Annotated in this window: 16 protein-coding genes; 7 read left to right on the top strand and 9 right to left on the bottom strand. The window is 70.7% G+C overall.

Translation table 11 applies throughout. The annotated features are described in order from the left end of the window. The first annotated feature begins 117 nt into the window (after positions 1-117). The 7 genes from KAF39_RS15320 to KAF39_RS15290 are packed head-to-tail and all read left to right on the top strand — an operon-like array spanning position 118 to position 6,383. A complete protein-coding gene (locus KAF39_RS15320) occupies positions 118-435 on the top strand; it encodes a PTS sugar transporter subunit IIB (RefSeq protein WP_210678324.1) in 318 nt (105 codons plus the stop codon). Beyond that, a complete protein-coding gene (locus tag KAF39_RS15315; RefSeq protein ID WP_210678322.1) occupies positions 432-713 on the top strand; it encodes an HPr family phosphocarrier protein in 282 nt (93 codons plus the stop codon). Before KAF39_RS15320 ends, KAF39_RS15315 begins: the two co-directional genes overlap by 4 nt. Further along, the gene (gene ptsP, locus KAF39_RS15310) at positions 710-2,395 is read left to right on the top strand and encodes a phosphoenolpyruvate--protein phosphotransferase (RefSeq protein WP_210678320.1); all 1,686 of its coding nucleotides are present in this window, start codon (positions 710-712) and stop codon (positions 2,393-2,395) included. The genes KAF39_RS15315 and ptsP overlap by 4 nt, the downstream gene beginning before the upstream one ends. Beyond that, positions 2,392-4,017: a PTS mannitol transporter subunit IICB gene (locus tag KAF39_RS15305; protein WP_210678318.1), complete on the top strand. Its 1,626-nt coding sequence runs from the start codon at positions 2,392-2,394 to the stop codon at positions 4,015-4,017. The genes ptsP and KAF39_RS15305 overlap by 4 nt, the downstream gene beginning before the upstream one ends. Beyond that, positions 4,014-4,448, top strand: coding sequence for a PTS sugar transporter subunit IIA (locus tag KAF39_RS15300; RefSeq protein WP_210678316.1), 435 nt, complete (start codon positions 4,014-4,016; stop codon positions 4,446-4,448). Before KAF39_RS15305 ends, KAF39_RS15300 begins: the two co-directional genes overlap by 4 nt. Further along, positions 4,445-5,599: a mannitol-1-phosphate 5-dehydrogenase gene (locus KAF39_RS15295; protein ID WP_210678314.1), complete on the top strand. Its 1,155-nt coding sequence runs from the start codon at positions 4,445-4,447 to the stop codon at positions 5,597-5,599. Before KAF39_RS15300 ends, KAF39_RS15295 begins: the two co-directional genes overlap by 4 nt. A gap of 37 nt (positions 5,600-5,636) precedes the next feature. Continuing rightward, entirely contained in the window at positions 5,637-6,383 is a 747-nt protein-coding gene (locus tag KAF39_RS15290; protein ID WP_210678312.1) for an alpha/beta hydrolase, read from the top strand. Here the strand turns inward: KAF39_RS15290 and KAF39_RS15285 are convergent. The 9 genes from KAF39_RS15285 to KAF39_RS15245 all read right to left on the bottom strand — a co-directional run bounded on the left by KAF39_RS15285 (position 6,380) and on the right by KAF39_RS15245 (position 16,620). Beyond that, on the bottom strand, positions 6,380-7,249 hold the full coding sequence (locus KAF39_RS15285; RefSeq protein ID WP_210678310.1) for a carbohydrate kinase family protein: 870 nt from the start codon (positions 7,247-7,249) through the stop codon (positions 6,380-6,382). The genes KAF39_RS15290 and KAF39_RS15285 overlap by 4 nt on opposite strands. Before the next feature lie 27 nt (positions 7,250-7,276). Then, positions 7,277-8,347, bottom strand: coding sequence for a polysaccharide deacetylase family protein (locus tag KAF39_RS15280; protein ID WP_307805229.1), 1,071 nt, complete (start codon positions 8,345-8,347; stop codon positions 7,277-7,279). 46 nt (positions 8,348-8,393) lie between these two features. Then, on the bottom strand, positions 8,394-9,509 hold the full coding sequence (locus KAF39_RS15275; RefSeq protein ID WP_210678308.1) for an adenosine deaminase: 1,116 nt from the start codon (positions 9,507-9,509) through the stop codon (positions 8,394-8,396). Positions 9,510-9,557: 48 nt separating this feature from the next. After that, positions 9,558-10,850 (bottom strand): thymidine phosphorylase, encoded by a 1,293-nt coding sequence (locus KAF39_RS15270; RefSeq protein WP_210678306.1) that lies wholly within the window; start codon positions 10,848-10,850, stop codon positions 9,558-9,560. Next, entirely contained in the window at positions 10,847-11,266 is a 420-nt protein-coding gene (locus tag KAF39_RS15265) for a cytidine deaminase (protein ID WP_210678304.1), read from the bottom strand. Before KAF39_RS15265 ends, KAF39_RS15270 begins: the two co-directional genes overlap by 4 nt. Positions 11,267-11,294: 28 nt before the next feature. Continuing rightward, entirely contained in the window at positions 11,295-12,578 is a 1,284-nt protein-coding gene (locus tag KAF39_RS15260; protein ID WP_210678496.1) for an ABC transporter permease, read from the bottom strand. Beyond that, positions 12,578-13,885 (bottom strand): ABC transporter permease, encoded by a 1,308-nt coding sequence (locus tag KAF39_RS15255; protein WP_210678302.1) that lies wholly within the window; start codon positions 13,883-13,885, stop codon positions 12,578-12,580. Before KAF39_RS15255 ends, KAF39_RS15260 begins: the two co-directional genes overlap by 1 nt. Next, a complete protein-coding gene (locus tag KAF39_RS15250; RefSeq protein ID WP_210678300.1) occupies positions 13,882-15,396 on the bottom strand; it encodes an ABC transporter ATP-binding protein in 1,515 nt (504 codons plus the stop codon). Before KAF39_RS15250 ends, KAF39_RS15255 begins: the two co-directional genes overlap by 4 nt. Positions 15,397-15,501: 105 nt before the next feature. After that, positions 15,502-16,620 carry a BMP family protein gene (locus tag KAF39_RS15245; RefSeq protein WP_210678298.1) on the bottom strand — a complete coding sequence of 373 codons (1,119 nt, stop codon included), beginning with the start codon at positions 16,618-16,620 and terminating at the stop codon, positions 15,502-15,504. Between the last annotated feature and the right edge of the window lie 63 nt (positions 16,621-16,683).

The following is a 16,683-nucleotide window of genomic DNA, read 5'->3' as shown; positions in this document are numbered from 1 at the left end:
ATGATGACAGCCCCGGACGGCTCCGGGGCGGCGACGGGGGTTCCGCAGGGGCGGAAGAGAACGTGTTGGTGCCCACGCGCCCTGCTTTCCCAGACTGTTCTCAGGAAGGTGACATCGATGAGGATTCTCGTGGTCTGCGGCGCTGGGGCGTCGAGCACGTTCGTCGCACAGCGCCTGCGCACCGCCGCCGCCGCGACCGGTCTCGACTGGGACGCGGACGCCGGGACGGAGAGCGCGGTCGCCCACGGCGGCCATGATCTCGTCCTCGTCGGCCCGCATCTGCGTGAGCGCCTGGCGATGCTCCGCACTCTCACGTCCGCACCCGTCGTCGTCCTCCCGGACGACGTCTTCGCCGACCGCGAGGGCCGTCGCACCCTCCTGCTCGCCCAGTCGACCCTCGCCGCGGCCGGCGAGGCCCCGAAAGGAACACCATGACCGCCACCCGCACCGTCCGCATCGGCTCCTCGCACGGCCTGCACGCCCGTCCGGCGAAGATCTTCGCGCAGGCCGCGAAGGACTCCGGCCTCGCGGTCACCATCGCCAAGGACTCCGGCAAGCCCGTCAACGCGGCGAGCATCCTCGGGGTGATCGCCCTGGCGATCGAGCACGGCGACTACGTGACGCTGACGGCCGAGGGCGACGGCGCGGAGGACGTGCTGGACACTCTCACGGAGCTGCTGACGACCGACCACGACCAGGACGCGACCGGATGAGCGCGCTGCGAGGAGTGGGGATTGGCCTCGGCGTCGCGCAGGGGCCGGTCGTGCGCATGACCGAGGCGCTGCCGGCGCCTGAGAACGTTCCGAGCACGGCGGGAGCCGAGGCAGAGCGCGCCAGGGCCCGCGAGGCGGTCGCGGTCGTCGCCCGCGAACTCACGGAACGCGGCGAGGCCGCCGGCGGGGCGGCCAGGGAGGTCCTCGAGGCGCAGGCGATGATCGCGGAGGACCCCACCCTGCAGGACGAGGTCGACGCCAGGATCGATGCCGGTGCGACCGCGGAGTGGGCGGTGCATGACGCCTTCGCCGGGTTCCGTGCGACGCTCGAGGCCGTCGGCGGCTACCTCGGCGAGCGCGCCGCCGACCTCGACGACATCGCCCAGCGGGTGCTCGCCCGCCTGCGCGGGGTGGACGCCCCCGGCGTCCCCGACCCCGGCCACCCCTTCGTCCTCGTGGCGCGCGACCTCGCCCCGGCCGACACGGCCCTGCTGAACCTCGACCAGGTGCTCGCCCTCGTGACCACCGACGGCGGACCCACCTCCCACACCGCGATCCTCGCCAGGGAGAAGGGCATCGTGGCGGTCGTCGGCGTCGCCGGCGGCACGGCGCTGTCCACCGGGGAGACGGTGATCGTCGACGCCGCCGCTGGTGTCGTCACCCGCGAACCCACCGACGACGAGCGTGCTCGTGCCACCGAGCGCGCCGCCGCCCGCAGGGCCGCGGACGACGCGCCCCTCACGCCCGGTGCCCTCGCCGACGGCACGCCGGTCGCGCTGCTCGCGAACCTGGGCAAGCCCGCGGACGCGGCGGACGCGGTGGCGCGCGGCGCGGAGGGCGTCGGGCTGTTCCGCACCGAGTTCCTCTTCCTGTCCGCGTCGCAGGCGCCCACCGTGGCCCAGCAGCGCCAGGCGTACCGGGAGCTGCTGGAGGCCTTCCCCGGGCAGAAGGTCGTCGTGCGGATGCTCGACGCGGGGGCGGACAAGCCGTTGGCCTTCCTCAACGACGCCCACGAGGAGAACCCGGCCCTGGGCCTGCGTGGTCTGCGAGCGCTCCGGGCGAGTGAAGACATCCTCCGCGAGCAGCTGACGGCGCTCGCCGAGGCCGACGCCGAGACCTCCGCCGACCTCTGGGTCATGGCACCCATGGTCGCCACGGTCGAGGAGACCGCGTACTTCACCGGCCTCGCCCGGGAGTACGGCCTGCAGACCGCAGGGGTCATGGTCGAGGTGCCCTCCAGCGCGCTGCTCGCCGACCGCGTGCTGGCTCACGCGGACTTCGCGTCGATCGGCACGAACGACCTCACGCAGTACACGATGGCCGCAGACCGTCTCCTCGGCTCGGTGGCCTCGTTCCAGGACCCGTGGCATCCCGCCGTGCTGCGCCTCGTGCGGGAGGTCGGCACGGCCGGCGCCCGCCTGGGCAAGCCGGTCGGGATCTGCGGCGAGGCCGCCGCCGACCCGCTGCTCGCCGTCGTCCTCGTGGGGCTCGGCGCCACGAGTCTGTCCATGGCCCCGTCCGCCCTCGCCGACGTGCGTCAGGCGCTCGCCGCCCGCACGCCCGATGAGGCCGTGCGCCTCGCGGAAGCCGCGCTGGCCGCGGACGACGCCCCCTCCGCCCGCACCGCTGCGGCGACCCTCGCCGCGGCCCTCCCCCCTCACCAGAAAGAGACCACATCATGACGACGACGTCACCCGCCGCCACCCGCACCGGTGGCCTCCGCGTGGGCGTGCAGCGTTTCGGCACGTTCCTCTCCGGCATGATCATGCCGAACATCGCGGCCTTCATCGCCTGGGGCTTCATCACGATGCTCTTCATCCCCGACGGGTTCTTCGGTGCCCGGAGTCCGTTCGGCTGGCACTGGGCCGGCGTCGCCGAGATCATCGGCGGCGGCGGCGACTCGGCCGTGATCGGATGGCAGGGCGCCATGACCGCCGTCGCCGAGGGAGACAGCGGCAACATCGCCGCCTACGTCGGCCTCGTCGGCCCGATGGTGACGTACCTCCTGCCCCTCCTCATCGCCAACACCGCGGGCCGCCTGGTCTACGGCGAGCGCGGCGGTGTCGTGGCGACCATCGCGACCGTCGGTGTGATCGTCGGAACGAACATCCCGATGTTCCTCGGGGCCATGATCATGGGTCCGATCGCCGCCTGGCTGACGAAGCGGATGGACCGCCTGTGGGAGGGCCGGATCCGTCCCGGTTTCGAGATGCTCGTCAACAACTTCTCGGCCGGCATCCTCGGCATGGTCCTCGCGATCCTCGGATTCTTCGCGTTCGGTCCGGTCATCCTCGGTGTCAGCACCGCGCTGGGCGCCGCGGTCGACGGTCTCGTCGACCTGAACCTCCTGCCCCTGGTGTCGATCATCGTCGAGCCGGCCAAGGTGCTCTTCCTCAACAATGCCATCAACCACGGCGTGTTCACCCCGCTCGGCATCGATCAGGCCGCCGAGACCGGCAAGTCGATCCTCTTCCTCATCGAGGCGAACCCCGGGCCCGGCATCGGACTGCTGCTGGCGTTCAGCTTCTTCGGGGTCGGCGCGGCCAAGGCCTCCGCTCCCGGTGCCGCCATCATCCAGTTCTTCGGCGGCATCCACGAGATCTACTTCCCGTACGCGCTCAGCAAGCCCGCCACGATCCTCGCGCTCATCGCGGGTGGCGCGACCGGAGTGACGACGAACATGGTCCTCGGCGGCGGCCTGGCCTTCCCGGCGGCCCCCGGCAGCATCATCGCCGTGACTGCCGCGGCCATCGGCCCCGGCGTCGCCAACCTCCTGGTCGTGTACCTGTCGGTCATCCTGGCCGCGACCGTCACGTTCCTGCTCACCGCCGTGATCCTGCGCGCCTCCCGCAAGCGCGACCTCGAAGCGGAGAGCGACACCTTCGGCGCGGCGATCGCGCAGACCGAGGCCAACAAGGGCAAGTCGTCCGCCGCGATGGATGCGCTGCGCTCCTCCACCGGCACGGCCGCCGCCCCTGCTGAGGCGACCACCACGGTCGTCGACCGTCCGATCTCGACGATCGTGTTCGCGTGCGACGCCGGCATGGGCTCCTCCGCGATGGGAGCGAGCGTGCTGCGCAACAAGATCAAGAAGGCCGGTATCGAAGGCGTCACCGTCACGAATGCCGCCATCGCGAACCTCGACGGGACGGCCGATGTGGTCATCACCCAGCAGCAACTCACCGACCGGGCCACGGCGAAGTCGCCGGACTCGGTGCACGTGTCGGTGGACAACTTCATGAACTCGCCGAAGTACGACGAGGTCGTCGAGATGGTCAAGGAACAGCGAAAGGACGAAGAATGAGCGTTCTCACTGCCGAGCAGGTCCGCATCCACCCAGGAGGGGCCTCGCGCGACGAGGCCCTGCAGGAGGCGACCGGCATCCTGGTCGCCGCCGGCGCGGTGACCCCGGCGTACGTCGACGCGATGCGCCAGCGCGAGGAGACGGTGTCGACGTACATGGGCAACGGGCTGGCGATCCCGCACGGCACGAACGACGCGAAGGACGCCATCCTCGCCTCCGCCCTGTCCGTCGTCCGCTATGACGGTGGGGTCGACTGGGACGGCGAGCAGGCGACGTTCGTGATCGGCATCGCCGGAGTCGGCGACGAGCACCTCGACATCCTGTCCCGCATCGCGATCCTGTTCTCGGAGGAGGACGACGTCGCCCGGCTGGCGGCGGCGACCACGCCGGACGAGCTGTTCGCCCTGCTCTCGGAGGTGAACGAGGGATGAAGGCGGTCCACTTCGGGGCGGGCAACATCGGGCGCGGATTCGTCGGCCTGCTCCTGCACGAGGGCGGGTACGAGGTCGTCTTCTCCGACGTCGCTGACGCGCTCGTGGAGGCGATCGATCAGGCCGGCTCCTACACCGTCCACGAAGCCGGCCCCGGAGGGACCGACCACATCGTCACCGGGTTCCGTGCGGTGAACAGCCGCACGGACCCGGCGGCGGTGGCGGAGGAGGTGGCGACGGCCGACGTCGTCACCACGGCCGTCGGCCCGACCGTCCTGCGGTTCGTGGCTCCGTCGATCGTCGCCGGTCTCGCCCTGCGCTCCCCCGAGACCGCGCCTCTGCAGGTGATGGCCTGCGAGAACGCCATCGGCGCGACCGACCAGCTGCGGCAGGAGATCGTCGCCGCGGCCGGTACGGACGCCGAGACGCTGCTCTCCCGCGCCGTCTTCGCGAACACCGCTGTGGACCGCATCGTGCCGGCGCAGCCGGCGGGCGGCGGCATCGACGTCACGGTCGAGCCGTACTTCGAGTGGGCCATCGAGTCGGCACCCTTCGGCGACACCCCGCCGCGGATTCCCGGTGCCCATTTCGTCGCGGACCTCGCCCCGTACATCGAGCGCAAGCTCTTCACGGTGAACACCGGTCACGCTGCCACCGCGTACTTCGGGGCGCGAGCCGGCATCGAGCGGATCTCGGACGCGCTGGCGGACGAGTCCATCGCCGCGCAGGTCGCCGCCGCCCTGGAGGAGACCTCGGCGGTGCTGGTCGTCGAGCACGGCCTGGACCCGGCCGAGCTCGCGCAGTACCGGGCGACCATCCTGGAACGCTTCCGCAACCCCGCGCTCGTGGACACCGTGCAGCGGGTGGGACGCCAGCCCCTGCGGAAGATCTCCCGGCATGAACGCTTCATCGGCCCGGCGGCCATGGCGGCCGAGCACGGCCTGTCGACGGACGCTCTGGTGGCCGCCGTCGCCGCGGCCCTCGAGTTCGATGACGCCGCAGACGAGCAGGCCGTGGAGCTGCAGACGCTCCTGCGCACCGAGGACCCCGCGGGCTTCACCGTCCGCACCACGGGGCTGGATCCGGAGCACCCGCTGTTCCCGGCGATCCGCGACGCCGTGGCTCTCCGTCAGGCGGCGCTGGCCGGCTGACGGGACGCGACGTCCGGGCGGGAGTAGCGTTGCTGCTGTGCAGAAGAAGCCCGGACGCCGCGTCCTGAGACGGGTCCTGTGGAGTGTGGCGGTCGTCCTCCTCCTCGCCATCGGCGGGATCCTCGTCTGGAGCCAGATCGGCGTCATGGCCGCAGAGCCCGAGCCGCTCGCCGCCGTCCGGGAGAACCCGGCGATCACGGTGACCGACGCCGAGGAAGGGATCGTCCTGGAACCGGCGGACGGGGGCTCCGACCGCGGACTCGTGTTCATCCCGGGCGCGAAGGTCGATCCGTGGGCGTACGCGTCGATCCTCCAGGGACTCGCAGAGGAGGGCACCACGGTCATCATCACGCGCCCCTGGCTCAACCTCGCCTTCTTCGACCCGCGGGGCCTCGGCTCCTTCACGAGCGCCGCGCCCGACGTCGGCACCTGGGCCGTGGGCGGCCACTCCCTCGGCGGCGTGCGCGCCTGTCAGCTCGCGGCGGACGCCGACGCCCTCGTGCTCTTCGCCTCCTACTGCGCGACCGACCTCTCCGATTCCGACCTTCCGGTGCTCAGCGTCTCCGGCAGCGAGGACGGCCTCTCCACGCCCGAGAAGATCGCGGACGCCCGCGCCGAGCTCCCCGCGGACGCGGAGTTCGTCGAGATCGACGGTGCCTCCCATGCCTCTTTCGGCGACTACGGGCCCCAGTCCGGAGACGGCACCCCGACCATCGCCGACGATGAGATGCATGCCGAGGTGACCGAGACCGTCGGCGGGTTCTGGAAGCAGGTCGAGCCCTAGGACACCCGAGGATCCCCGAGGACGGCGTCGAGCAGCGGATGCAGGTGCCGCGTGCCCAGCACGCCGGCTGCCGATCGCGCGCCCGCCGAGAGCGCCGATGCCAGGTCGGCGCCCCGGAGCCGCGCGTCGAGGACTCCGGCGAAGAACGCATCGCCCGCGCCGTTGGTGTCGACGACGGTGGCCGGCAGAGCCGGTACCCGCAGCTCGATCCCGTCCGTCCCCACCGCGACCGCCCCCGCGGCGCCGAGCGTGCAGACGGCGAACGCCGCTCCGCCGGCGATGACGGCGCGGAGGAACTCCACCGGCGCACTCAGCCGGTCCGCATTGCAGAAGACCGCCGCGGCCGCGTCCAGGAATGGCCGGTGATACCCGTCGACGCCGTCGTAGTCGTGCACGTCGACCCAGAGCGGCGTGCCGCTCGCCGCCGCGAGCGGCAGCAGCCGCCGCGGCTCGGCGGCCAGATCGAGGACGACGGCATCGGCGGCGGCCATCTCCGCCGCCCGGACGGAGTCCCCCGCGCCCGCGGTCTCCGCCGGCGCGGAGAGGTACAGCGACACGCGCTCGCCCTTCCGGGTCATCAGGTTGAGGTGCCGCTCCGTGGTTCCGTCCGTCCACTGCGCGACCACCCCGGCCGCCTCCAGCGCCGCACGCACCCGTCGGCCGTCTTCGTCCGGCCCGGCGACGGCGTGCAGCACGGCCGAGCGGCCGAGTGCGGACAGCGCCAGCGCCTTCCCCGCGCTCGTGCCGCCGACCGTCTCCCAGCTCGCTTCAGCGAACTGCATGTGCGGCACCGGTTCGGGCAGGCGGTCGAGGAGCACCATGCGGTTCCAGGAGGCGGGACCGGCGAGGAAGACGGAAGCGGTCATGCGCTCATCCTCCCCTGGCACCTGGCCTCAGCCGATGCGCGACACCAGGGCGTCGAGGCCCAACCCGTAGTCGATGCGCACGACCGGGAGCGCGAGCTTGTCGGTCCCGATCTCGACGACCCCCGGCTCGATGGTGCGTGCGAGCTCGAAGCCGGCCTGCCGGACGCCCTCCTTCGCGGTGTCGTCGTGATGACCGAACGGGTAGGCGACGACCTCACGGGCGCCGAGCAGATCGCCCGAGACGGTGAGGTCGGCGGCGATCTCCTCCGGCGTCGCGTTGACCATCCGCCCCCGGCCGTTCTCCCCCGCCTGGTGCATGTCGTGCGTGTGCGAGCGCCGGAGCACCCAGAGCGACGGCGGCGGATCGGTGCGGTACGCGGTCACCATGAACGACGTCGTCAGCACCTGATGCTTCTCGACGACCGGTGCGGCCAGGTCGAACCAGGACTGGTCCGCGTCGTCATCCGTGATGATCACCGACCGCGTCGGCAGGTACAGCCGGCCGTCGATGAAGGCGCTGAGCTCGTCCCACGTCGGAAGATAGAAGCCGGTCGTGGCGATGTGCTCCATGTGGGCGTCGAAATCGCCGATGTACGCGTAGTTACCGCGCAGCCACCCGCTCTCCCCCTCGGGATTCGCGGTGAACTGGTGGTACATGAGGATCGGCACCCTCGTCCCCGCGGCGGCGTTCGCCTCCGGTGTCATCCACGCGGCGAACAGCTCGACCTGATGATCGATGCACGCCACGACCTCCGCACCGTTCACGCGGGCGGTGGCGTCGACGGCCGCGGCGTCGGCGGCCGTGGGATACCAGCCCGCGAAGACCCGCCCGTCCTGCGTCGGGAGGGGAAGGCCGGCATAGAGGCTCCCCTCCTGCTGGAGCTGCGGCTCCGCTGGCGCACCCTCACCGGAGAAGGTGACCGCGCACGCCCGCGGGTCGTCCGCGTCCGCCACCAGCTGCTCCGCGGCGGTCAGCGGTCGCGGGATCGCCGAACCGGCCGCACGAGCCGGCCGGCTCTCCTGCTCCGCCGATGCCGCCCGCTGCCACAGCACCACACCGGTGACCGCAGCGCCGGCGAGCAGCGCGACGCCGGTCACGACGATCAGCGCGATCCCCCTGCGCCCTCTCCCCCCGGAGCGCACGTCAGGCGTCGAATCCCTCGGCGATCATCTCCACGAGCTCTTCACGCTCCTCTACGGGGAGGAAGGCAGCCGCGGCCGCGTTGAACTGGAAGGCTTCGAGGTCGTCGAGGTCGTACTCGAAGGTCTGCACCAGCAACGCCAGCTCCCGCGTCAGCGAGGTCCCGCTCATGGTGCGGTTGTCGACGTTCACCGTCACGGCGAAACCGAGCTGGTACAGCAGGTCGAACGGATGGTCGGCCAGGGTGTTGCCCCACGCGGCGACCGCCCCCGTCTGCAGATTGGACGAGGGCGAGAGCTCCAGAGGGATCTCGCGATCCCGGACCCACCGGGCGAGGTCGCCGAAGCGCACCTGCACCTCGTCGCCTTCCTGGGTGACGATCTCGAGGTCCTCGGCGATGCGGACGCCGTGTCCGAGCCGGAGTGCACGGCCGTCGAGCAGCGCCGAACGGATCGACGCGAGTCCCGCCGCCTCTCCCGCGTGCACGGTGACCGGGAAGAAGTTCTCGGCGAGGTAGTCGAAGGCCGCCCGGTGGTTCGACGGCAGGAAGCCGTCCTCGGGGCCGGCGATGTCGAAGCCGACCGCACCGCGCCCTCGGAAGTCGACCGCGAGCTCGGCGATCTCCTGCGCGCGATCCGTGTGTCGCATCGCCGTGAGGAGCTGGCCCACGCGGATGCTGCGACCGCTCCGGTCCGCCGCATCCTCGCCCTCTTCGATCCCCTGCTGCACGGCCTCGACCGCCTCCGCCAGCGAGAGACCGCGGCCCTGGTGCTGCTCCGGCGCCCAGCGAACCTCCCCGTAGATGACGCCGTCGGCGGCGAGGTCCTGTACGAACTCCCGCGCGACCCTGGTCAGGCCCTCGCGCGTCTGCATGACGGCGGTGGTGAGGTCGAACGTCTTCAGGTACTCCACCAGAGAACCCGAGTCGCTCTTCTTCGCGAACCAGGACGTGAGCGCCGCCGGGTCGGAGGCGGGGACGTCGAGGCCGATCGCGTCGGCGAGTTCGATGATCGTGGCCGGGCGCACGGCACCGTCCAGGTGGTCGTGCAGCGACACCTTCGGCAGGCTCCGCAGGGAGACGCCCTGGATGGCGACGTCGCCGTTCGCATCGATCGACATGGGGATCCTCTCGGTCGCGGGGTGTTCGTTCAGGCTATCGCCCGCGCCTCACGCCGTGATGCGCTCCCGGACGATCGGCCCCACGGCGGGGGCGTCGTCGCCGAGTTCCCAGGCACCCTCCAGCGCCTCGATGGCCCGCGGGAACCGCGCCTCGTCGGCGGCCGACAACGTGAAGAGCGGCTGTCCCGCTGCCACGCGGTCGCCGGGCTTGGCGTGCAGGTCGATGCCCGCCTCGAAGATCACGGGATCCTCGGCGCGGGCGCGGCCCGCGCCCAGGCGCCACGCCGCGATCCCGAAGGGCAGCGCATCCATGCGGGTCACGACGCCGTCGGCGGGGGCGGTGACGACGTGCGTCTCGCGTGCGGTCGGCAGGGCCGCATCGGGGTCGCCGTCCTGCGCGCGGATCATCGCCTTCCAGGTGTCCATCGCGCGGCCGCCGTCGAGCGCCGCCTCCACGTCCGCGTCGGGCTGCCCGGCCAGCGCGAGCATCTCCCTGGCGAGCGCGACGGTCAGCTCGCGGACATCGGCTGGTCCCCCGCCGGCGAGGATCTCCACCGACTCGCGGACCTCGTTCGCGTTGCCGATCGCCCGCCCGAGCGGGACGTTCATGTCCGTCAGCAGCGCGGTGGTGGCGACACCGGAGTCGGTGCCGAGCGCGACCATCGTGCGGGCGAGCTCCCGAGCACGATCGATGTCCTGCATGAAGGCCCCGGAGCCGAACTTCACGTCGAGGACGAGCGCATCCGTTCCCTCCGCGATCTTCTTCGACATGATGCTGGACGCGATCAGCGGGATGGCCTCCACCGTGCCCGTCACGTCCCGCAGGGCGTACAGCTTCTCGTCGGCGGGCGCGAGCCCGGAACCGGCGGCGCAGATGACGGCACCGACGTCGCCCTGCATCTGGGCGAACATCTCCTCGTTGCTGAGCGCCGCGCGCCAGCCGGGGATCGACTCCAGCTTGTCGAGCGTGCCACCGGTGTGGCCCAGGCCGCGGCCGCTGAGCTGCGGCACCGCCACCCCGAACGAGGCCACCAGCGGAGCCAGCGGAAGCGTGATCTTGTCGCCGACGCCGCCCGTCGAGTGCTTGTCGACGGTCTTCTTGCCGAGGGTCGCGAAGCTCATCCGCTCTCCGGACGCGATCATCGCATCGGTGAGCACACGGATCTCGTCCCGCTCCATGCCACGCTGGAAGATCGCCATCGCGAACGAGGCCATCTGCGCGTCGGACACGTACCCGCGGGTGTAGGCGTCTACCATCCAGCGCAGCGCCGGCTCGGGAACGACACCCCCGTCGCGCTTGGCACGGATCACATCGACCGCGTCGAACGGCTCCACACTCATCGTCCTTCTCCGTCCGGTCCCTGGGCCTGGCGAAGGGCCCGCGGCCCGAACGCGTCGGGCAGTACTTCGTCGATCGTGCGGATGCCGGAGACCGTCTCCAGCAGCATGCCGGGGACGGCATGCTCGGACAGCAGCTGCCGGCACCGTCCGCACGGCATGATCGTCTCGCCGTCGTTGTTGACGCACACGAAGGCGACGAGCTGGCCGCCGCCCGACATGTGCAGGTCGCCCACGAGCGCGCACTCGGCGCACAGCGTGACGCCGTAGGAGGCGTTCTCGACGTTGCAGCCGGCGACGATGCGCCCGTCGCTCACGAGCGCCGCCGCCCCCACCCGGTAGCGGGAGTACGGGGCGTACGCCTTGGTCATGGCATCGGCGGCGACCTGACGCAGCTCGTCCCAGTCGATGTCCGTCATGGTGATGGTTCCTTCTTCCCTACGGGGTCTACGACTTGATGTACGGCTTGCCGCTCGCGGCCGGGCCGCGGATCTGACCCGCGAAGCCGGCGACCGCCAGCAGTGTGACGACGTACGGCAGCATGAGCATGAACTCGCCGGGGATCGGCGTCTTCAGGATCGACAGCAGGTTCTGCAGGTTCGTCGCGAATCCGAAGAGCAGGGCGGCGAGCGTGGCGCGGATCGGGTCCCAGCGGCCGAAGATCACGGCGGCGAGGGCGATGAAGCCGAGTCCGGCGGTCATCTCCTTGCCGAACTGCGGGACCGAGACGAGGGTGAAGTACGCGCCGCCGATGCCGGCGATCGCGCCCGCGAGCAGCACGTTCCAGAAGCGCGTCGGGTTGACCCGGATTCCGACCGTGTCCGCCGCCTGCGGGTGCTCGCCCACGGCGCGCAGCCGGAGGCCCCACTTCGTGCGGTACAGACCCCAGGCTACGACGGCCACCGTGATGAACATCAGGTACACGATGAAGGTCTGGTTGAAGAGCACGGGGCCGATGATCGGGATGTCGCTCAGCAGTGGGATCTCGATGCGCGAGAAGCGCACCGGAGTGTTCAGCTCGGCCTCGTTCGGGGCGAGGAGCGCGCCGTAGAGGAAGCCGGTGAGGCCGGTGACGAGGACGTTGAGGACCACACCGACGATGACCTGCTCGACGAGGTACTTGATGGCGAACGCCGCCAGGACGCTCGCGACGAGTACCCCGCCGATCATCGCACCGATCAGGCCGACGAAGGCATTGCCCGTGATGCTCGACAGCAGCGCCGCCGAGAAGGCTCCGAGCAGCAGCTGTCCCTCGATCGCGACGTTGACCACGCCCGCCCGCTCGCCGATCACGCCGCCGAGCGCGCCGAACACGAGGGGTACCGACAGCGAGACCGCACCGAAGAGCAGGCTCGTGACGGGGACGAGACCGCCGGCCGCGGCCCAGACGAGGAACGCGAAGACGGCGAGCACGCCGTACGCCACGATCAGCCAGACCGAGGGGGCACGGTAGGTCCATGCCCGGAGGAACGCCCCGACCGTGAGGACGACGAGCACGGCGAAGACGACCCAGAAAGTCGGCGCCGTGGGCAGCCCGACGTCGGGGAGCTCGAACGCCGAGGTGCGGTCGCCCAGGCGGAAGGTGCTGATGCCGCTGCGCGGCACGGCGAGGAACAGCACCGCCAGGAGGGCGGTGACGACCGCGAGACTGATCGGCGCCTTCAGGTGGCGCTCCCGGACGGTGGCGAGCTGCACCGTGCCGTCGGCGGCTTCGGTCTGCACGAGCGACATCATGCCGTCACCGCCTTCTTCGCGGCCTTGGCTCTCGCCTTGGCCGCCTTCTCTGCATCGGACTTGGGGAGGAAGAACACCGCGCGCAGCAGCGGCGGCGCCGCGATGAACAGCACGACGAGCGACTGCACGACGAGCACGATGTCGACCGGGATGTCCTGCGCCTGCATCGAGAACGAGCCGGCTTTGAGGGCGCCGAACAGGATTCCGGCGGCGAACGTCCCCCACGCCCGGCTGCGCCCGAGGAGCGCCACCGTGATGGCATCGAACCCGATGCCGGCGTCGATGGTCTCCGTGACGCCGGTGGTGACCGCGCCCTGGAGCTGGTTCATACCCGCCAGGCCGGCCAGGCCGCCCGCGAAGAGCATCGCGTAGACGTACACGCGCTTGACGCTGATGCCCGCGGCGCGGGCGGCGGACGGGTTCTCCCCCACCGCGCGCATGCGCATGCCCAGCGAGGAGCGCTCGATGAGCCACCACACGAAGACCGTCGCGATCACCACGATCACGAACCCGAGGTCGAGCAGCGGGAACTGCGGGCCGAGGAGGGTCGGGAACTGCGCGCTCTCCGGCGTGGCCGAGCCGAGCGCCTGGTTGGTCCCCGGCTTCTGCAGGAGCCCGGGCGTCCGGATCATCCACAGCAGCAGGTAGTACGCGATGTAGTTGAGCATGATCGTGAGGATCACCTCGTGCGCTCCCGTGCGCGCCTTGATGAGACCGGCGATGCCGCCCCAGAGCGCACCGCCGGCGATGCCGGCGAGCAGCGTGACGGGGAGGTGGAACCAGATCGGCAGGTCGAGGTTGAACGTCAGCAGGGCCGCGACCGCGACGCCGACGAGCATCTGACCGCGGGCACCGATGTTGAACAGGCCGACGCGGAAGGCGAGCGCGACGCCCAGACCCGCGGCGATCAGCGGCGCGGCGAAGCCCAGCGTGTTCGTCAGCGGGCGGATCTGCGCGGCGAAGTCGGCCCCGCGCGCGTTGAAGAACGCCCCGCGGAACAGCGCCTCGTAGCCGTTGTAAACGGCGTTCCAGGCCGCGGCGAACGTGTCGCTCGGCTTGTTGAAGAAGTAGCCGGACGCTTCCAGCACGTCCTCGTTCGTGAAGGCGATGAGGACGCCGCCCACGATCAGCGCGAGGACGATCGCCAGGATCGTCGTGACCATGCTGCCGCGCAGGATCTCCTTGAGGATGGCGTTGCCGCGCGGAATCGGCGGCACCTCCTCCGCGAGGCCCCGGCTGGGCGGCAGCTGCTCGGGGGGCAGGCCCGTCGTGATGTCTCCTGCACCGGGTGTCGCGCCGCTCACGCGGTCACCTCCGCATCGGCCGCTCCGGCCATCATGAGTCCGAGTGTCTCCCGGGGGGTGTCACCGGGGACGATGCCGACGATGGTGCCGCGGTACATGACCGCGATCCGGTCGGCGAGGGCGGCGACCTCGTCGAGCTCGGTCGAGATGACGATCACCGGGATGCCCGCGTCGCGCGTCTCGATGATCCGCTTGTGGATGAACTCGATCGAGCCGACGTCGACTCCGCGGGTCGGCTGGGCCGCCACGAAGAGCCGCAGCTCCCGGCTCATCTCACGCGCGATGACGACCTTCTGCTGGTTTCCTCCGGAGAGGGTGCCCGCGGCGGTCTCCGGACCCTGCGTGCGGATGTCGTACTCGGCGATGCGCTCCTTCGCGAACTCTTCGAGCGCGCCGCGGCGCAGAGTGCCGAACCGGCTGAAGGCGGGATCGTCGGAGCGGTCGAGGATGAGGTTCTCGGCGACCGAGAACTCGGCGACGAGCCCGTCCTCCGTGCGGTCCTCCGGGACGAAGCCGACCCCCGCGTCGAGGATGCCGCGCACGCTCTTGCCGACGAGTTCGACGCCGTCGAGGACGACGCTGCCCTCGACACGCGCGGCGAGGCCGACGATGGCCTCCACGAGCTCGGTCTGCCCGTTGCCCTGCACCCCCGCGACGGCGAGGACCTCGCCCGGGCGCACCGTGAAGTCGACGTCATCGACGACGATGGCGCCGGTCGGGGTGAGCACGCGGAGGTTCCGGACCTCCAGGCCGCCCTCGCCGAGACGCGGAGCCTCCTTGTGCACGGTGAGCTCGACGGCACGGCCGACCATGAGCGACGCCAGCTCGGCGTTGGTCGCCGTCGGCGAGGCCTCCCCCACCACCCGGCCGAGGCGCACGATCGTGATGCGGTCGGCGACCTCGCGCACCTCGCGCAGCTTGTGCGTGATGAAGACGATGGCGGTGCCCTCGTCGCGGAGCTGGCGCATGATGGCCATCAGCTCGTCGGTCTCCTGCGGGGTGAGCACCGCGGTCGGCTCGTCGAAGACGAGGACCTTCGCGTCACTGGAGAGCGCCTTGATGATCTCGACGCGCTGCTGCACACCGACCGGCAGATCGCCCACGACGGCGTCCGGATCGATGTCGAACCCGAACCGCGCAGCGACCGCCCGCACGTGCTCCCGCGCCTTCGCGATGTCGAGCGTGCCGACGCCCTTGGTCTGCTCGTGCCCGAGCATGACGTTCTCGGCGACCGTGAACACCGGGACGAGCATGAAGTGCTGATGCACCATCCCGATCCCGGCGGCCATCGCATCGCCGGGGCCGCGGAAGTGCTGCACGACGTCGTCGAGGAGGATCTCGCCCTCGTCAGCCTGGTAGAGACCGTAGAGCACGTTCATCAGCGTCGACTTGCCGGCACCGTTCTCACCGAGAAGAGCGTGGATCTGACCGGGTTCGACCACGAGATCGATGTGGTCGTTCGCCACGAGGCTGCCGAATCGCTTGGTGATGCCGCGAAGTTCGAGCTTCATATCTGCACCTTATCCAGAAGAGTCACCGAGGAGAATCGTCGCCGCCCACAGTGCGGGGCGAGTGGCAGCCTGCGCCACTCGCCCCGTGCTGGGTACGGCTCCGACTCAGCGGGTGGGAGAGTTCTCGGACTCCACCGTGATGTCGCCGGAGATGATCTGCTCCTGCAGAGCGGACAGCTCGTCCATGAGGCCCTCGGGCAGGTCAGCCTCGAAGTCGCCGAAGCCGGAGAGCTTGACGCCCTCGTTCTCGAGCGTGCCGATGTAGGGCTCCGGGTCGAACTCGCCGGCGGCGGCCGCGAGCGTCGCGTCGCGGACGGCCACGTCGATGGCCTTCATGATCGAGACGAGCGTGATGTCGGCGACGCTGGGGTCGGCCACGGCGAGGTCGCTGTCGACACCGAGCATCAGCGTGTCCTTGCCGCTGTCGTTGATCGCCGCTGCGGCGCTCTGGTAGACCGGGCCGCCGACGGGGAGGATGACGTCGACACCCTGGTCGAGCACGCCCTGGGCGGTCTGCTTGGCCGTGTCGTTGGCGTCGAAGCCGCCCGTGAAGGAGCCCTTCTGGGTGGCGGCGTCCCAACCGAAGACCTCGACGTCGGCCGACTTGTCCTCGTTGTACTTCTCGACACCGAGCTGGTAGCCGTCCATGAAGACGGCGACCGACGGGATCTGCATGCCGCCGAAGGTGCCGACCTTGTTCACGCCGCTCTCCGCGGACCAGGCGGCCGCGGCGTAGCCGCCGAGGTAGGCAGCCTGAGCGGTGTCGAAGACCAGGGGCTTGATGTTCGGTGCGTCGGTGGTGCCGTCGAAGTCGTTGTCGGCCCAGTCGTCGATGATCGCGTAGTCGATCTCGGGGTTCGCGAGCGCGGACTCGACCGTGGCGGCCGACAGCTTGAAGCCGACCGAGACGATGAGCGTGCAGCCCTCGGAGACCGCGGTCTCCAGGTTCGGCGCGTAGTCGTTGTCGTTCGCCGACTCGAACTCGAGCGGCTTGATGCCGAGCTCGTCGGCGGCGCTGTCCATACCCTCCTTGGCGGACTGGTTGAACGACTTGTCGTTCCAGCCGCCGGCGTCGGAGATGAGGCAGGGCTTGAAGTCGGAGTCGACGGGGGCGGAGCCGCCCTTGGACTCGTCGGTCGGCGCCTGACCGCAGCCGGCAAGAGCGAAGACGACACCGGCGGCGACCGTCGCGCCGAGCAGCTTCTTGGTGGTGGAGATGGTCACGGATGCCTCCCTCAACGAACCCGCGGCCATCGCGGATCGATCAAAGTTACCTAGTGTTTCGAC

The sequence above is a fragment of the Microbacterium sp. BLY genome, from assembly GCF_017939615.1.
Lineage (GTDB): Bacteria > Actinomycetota > Actinomycetes > Actinomycetales > Microbacteriaceae > Microbacterium.
This window is presented reverse-complemented; position numbering and strand designations above follow the sequence as displayed.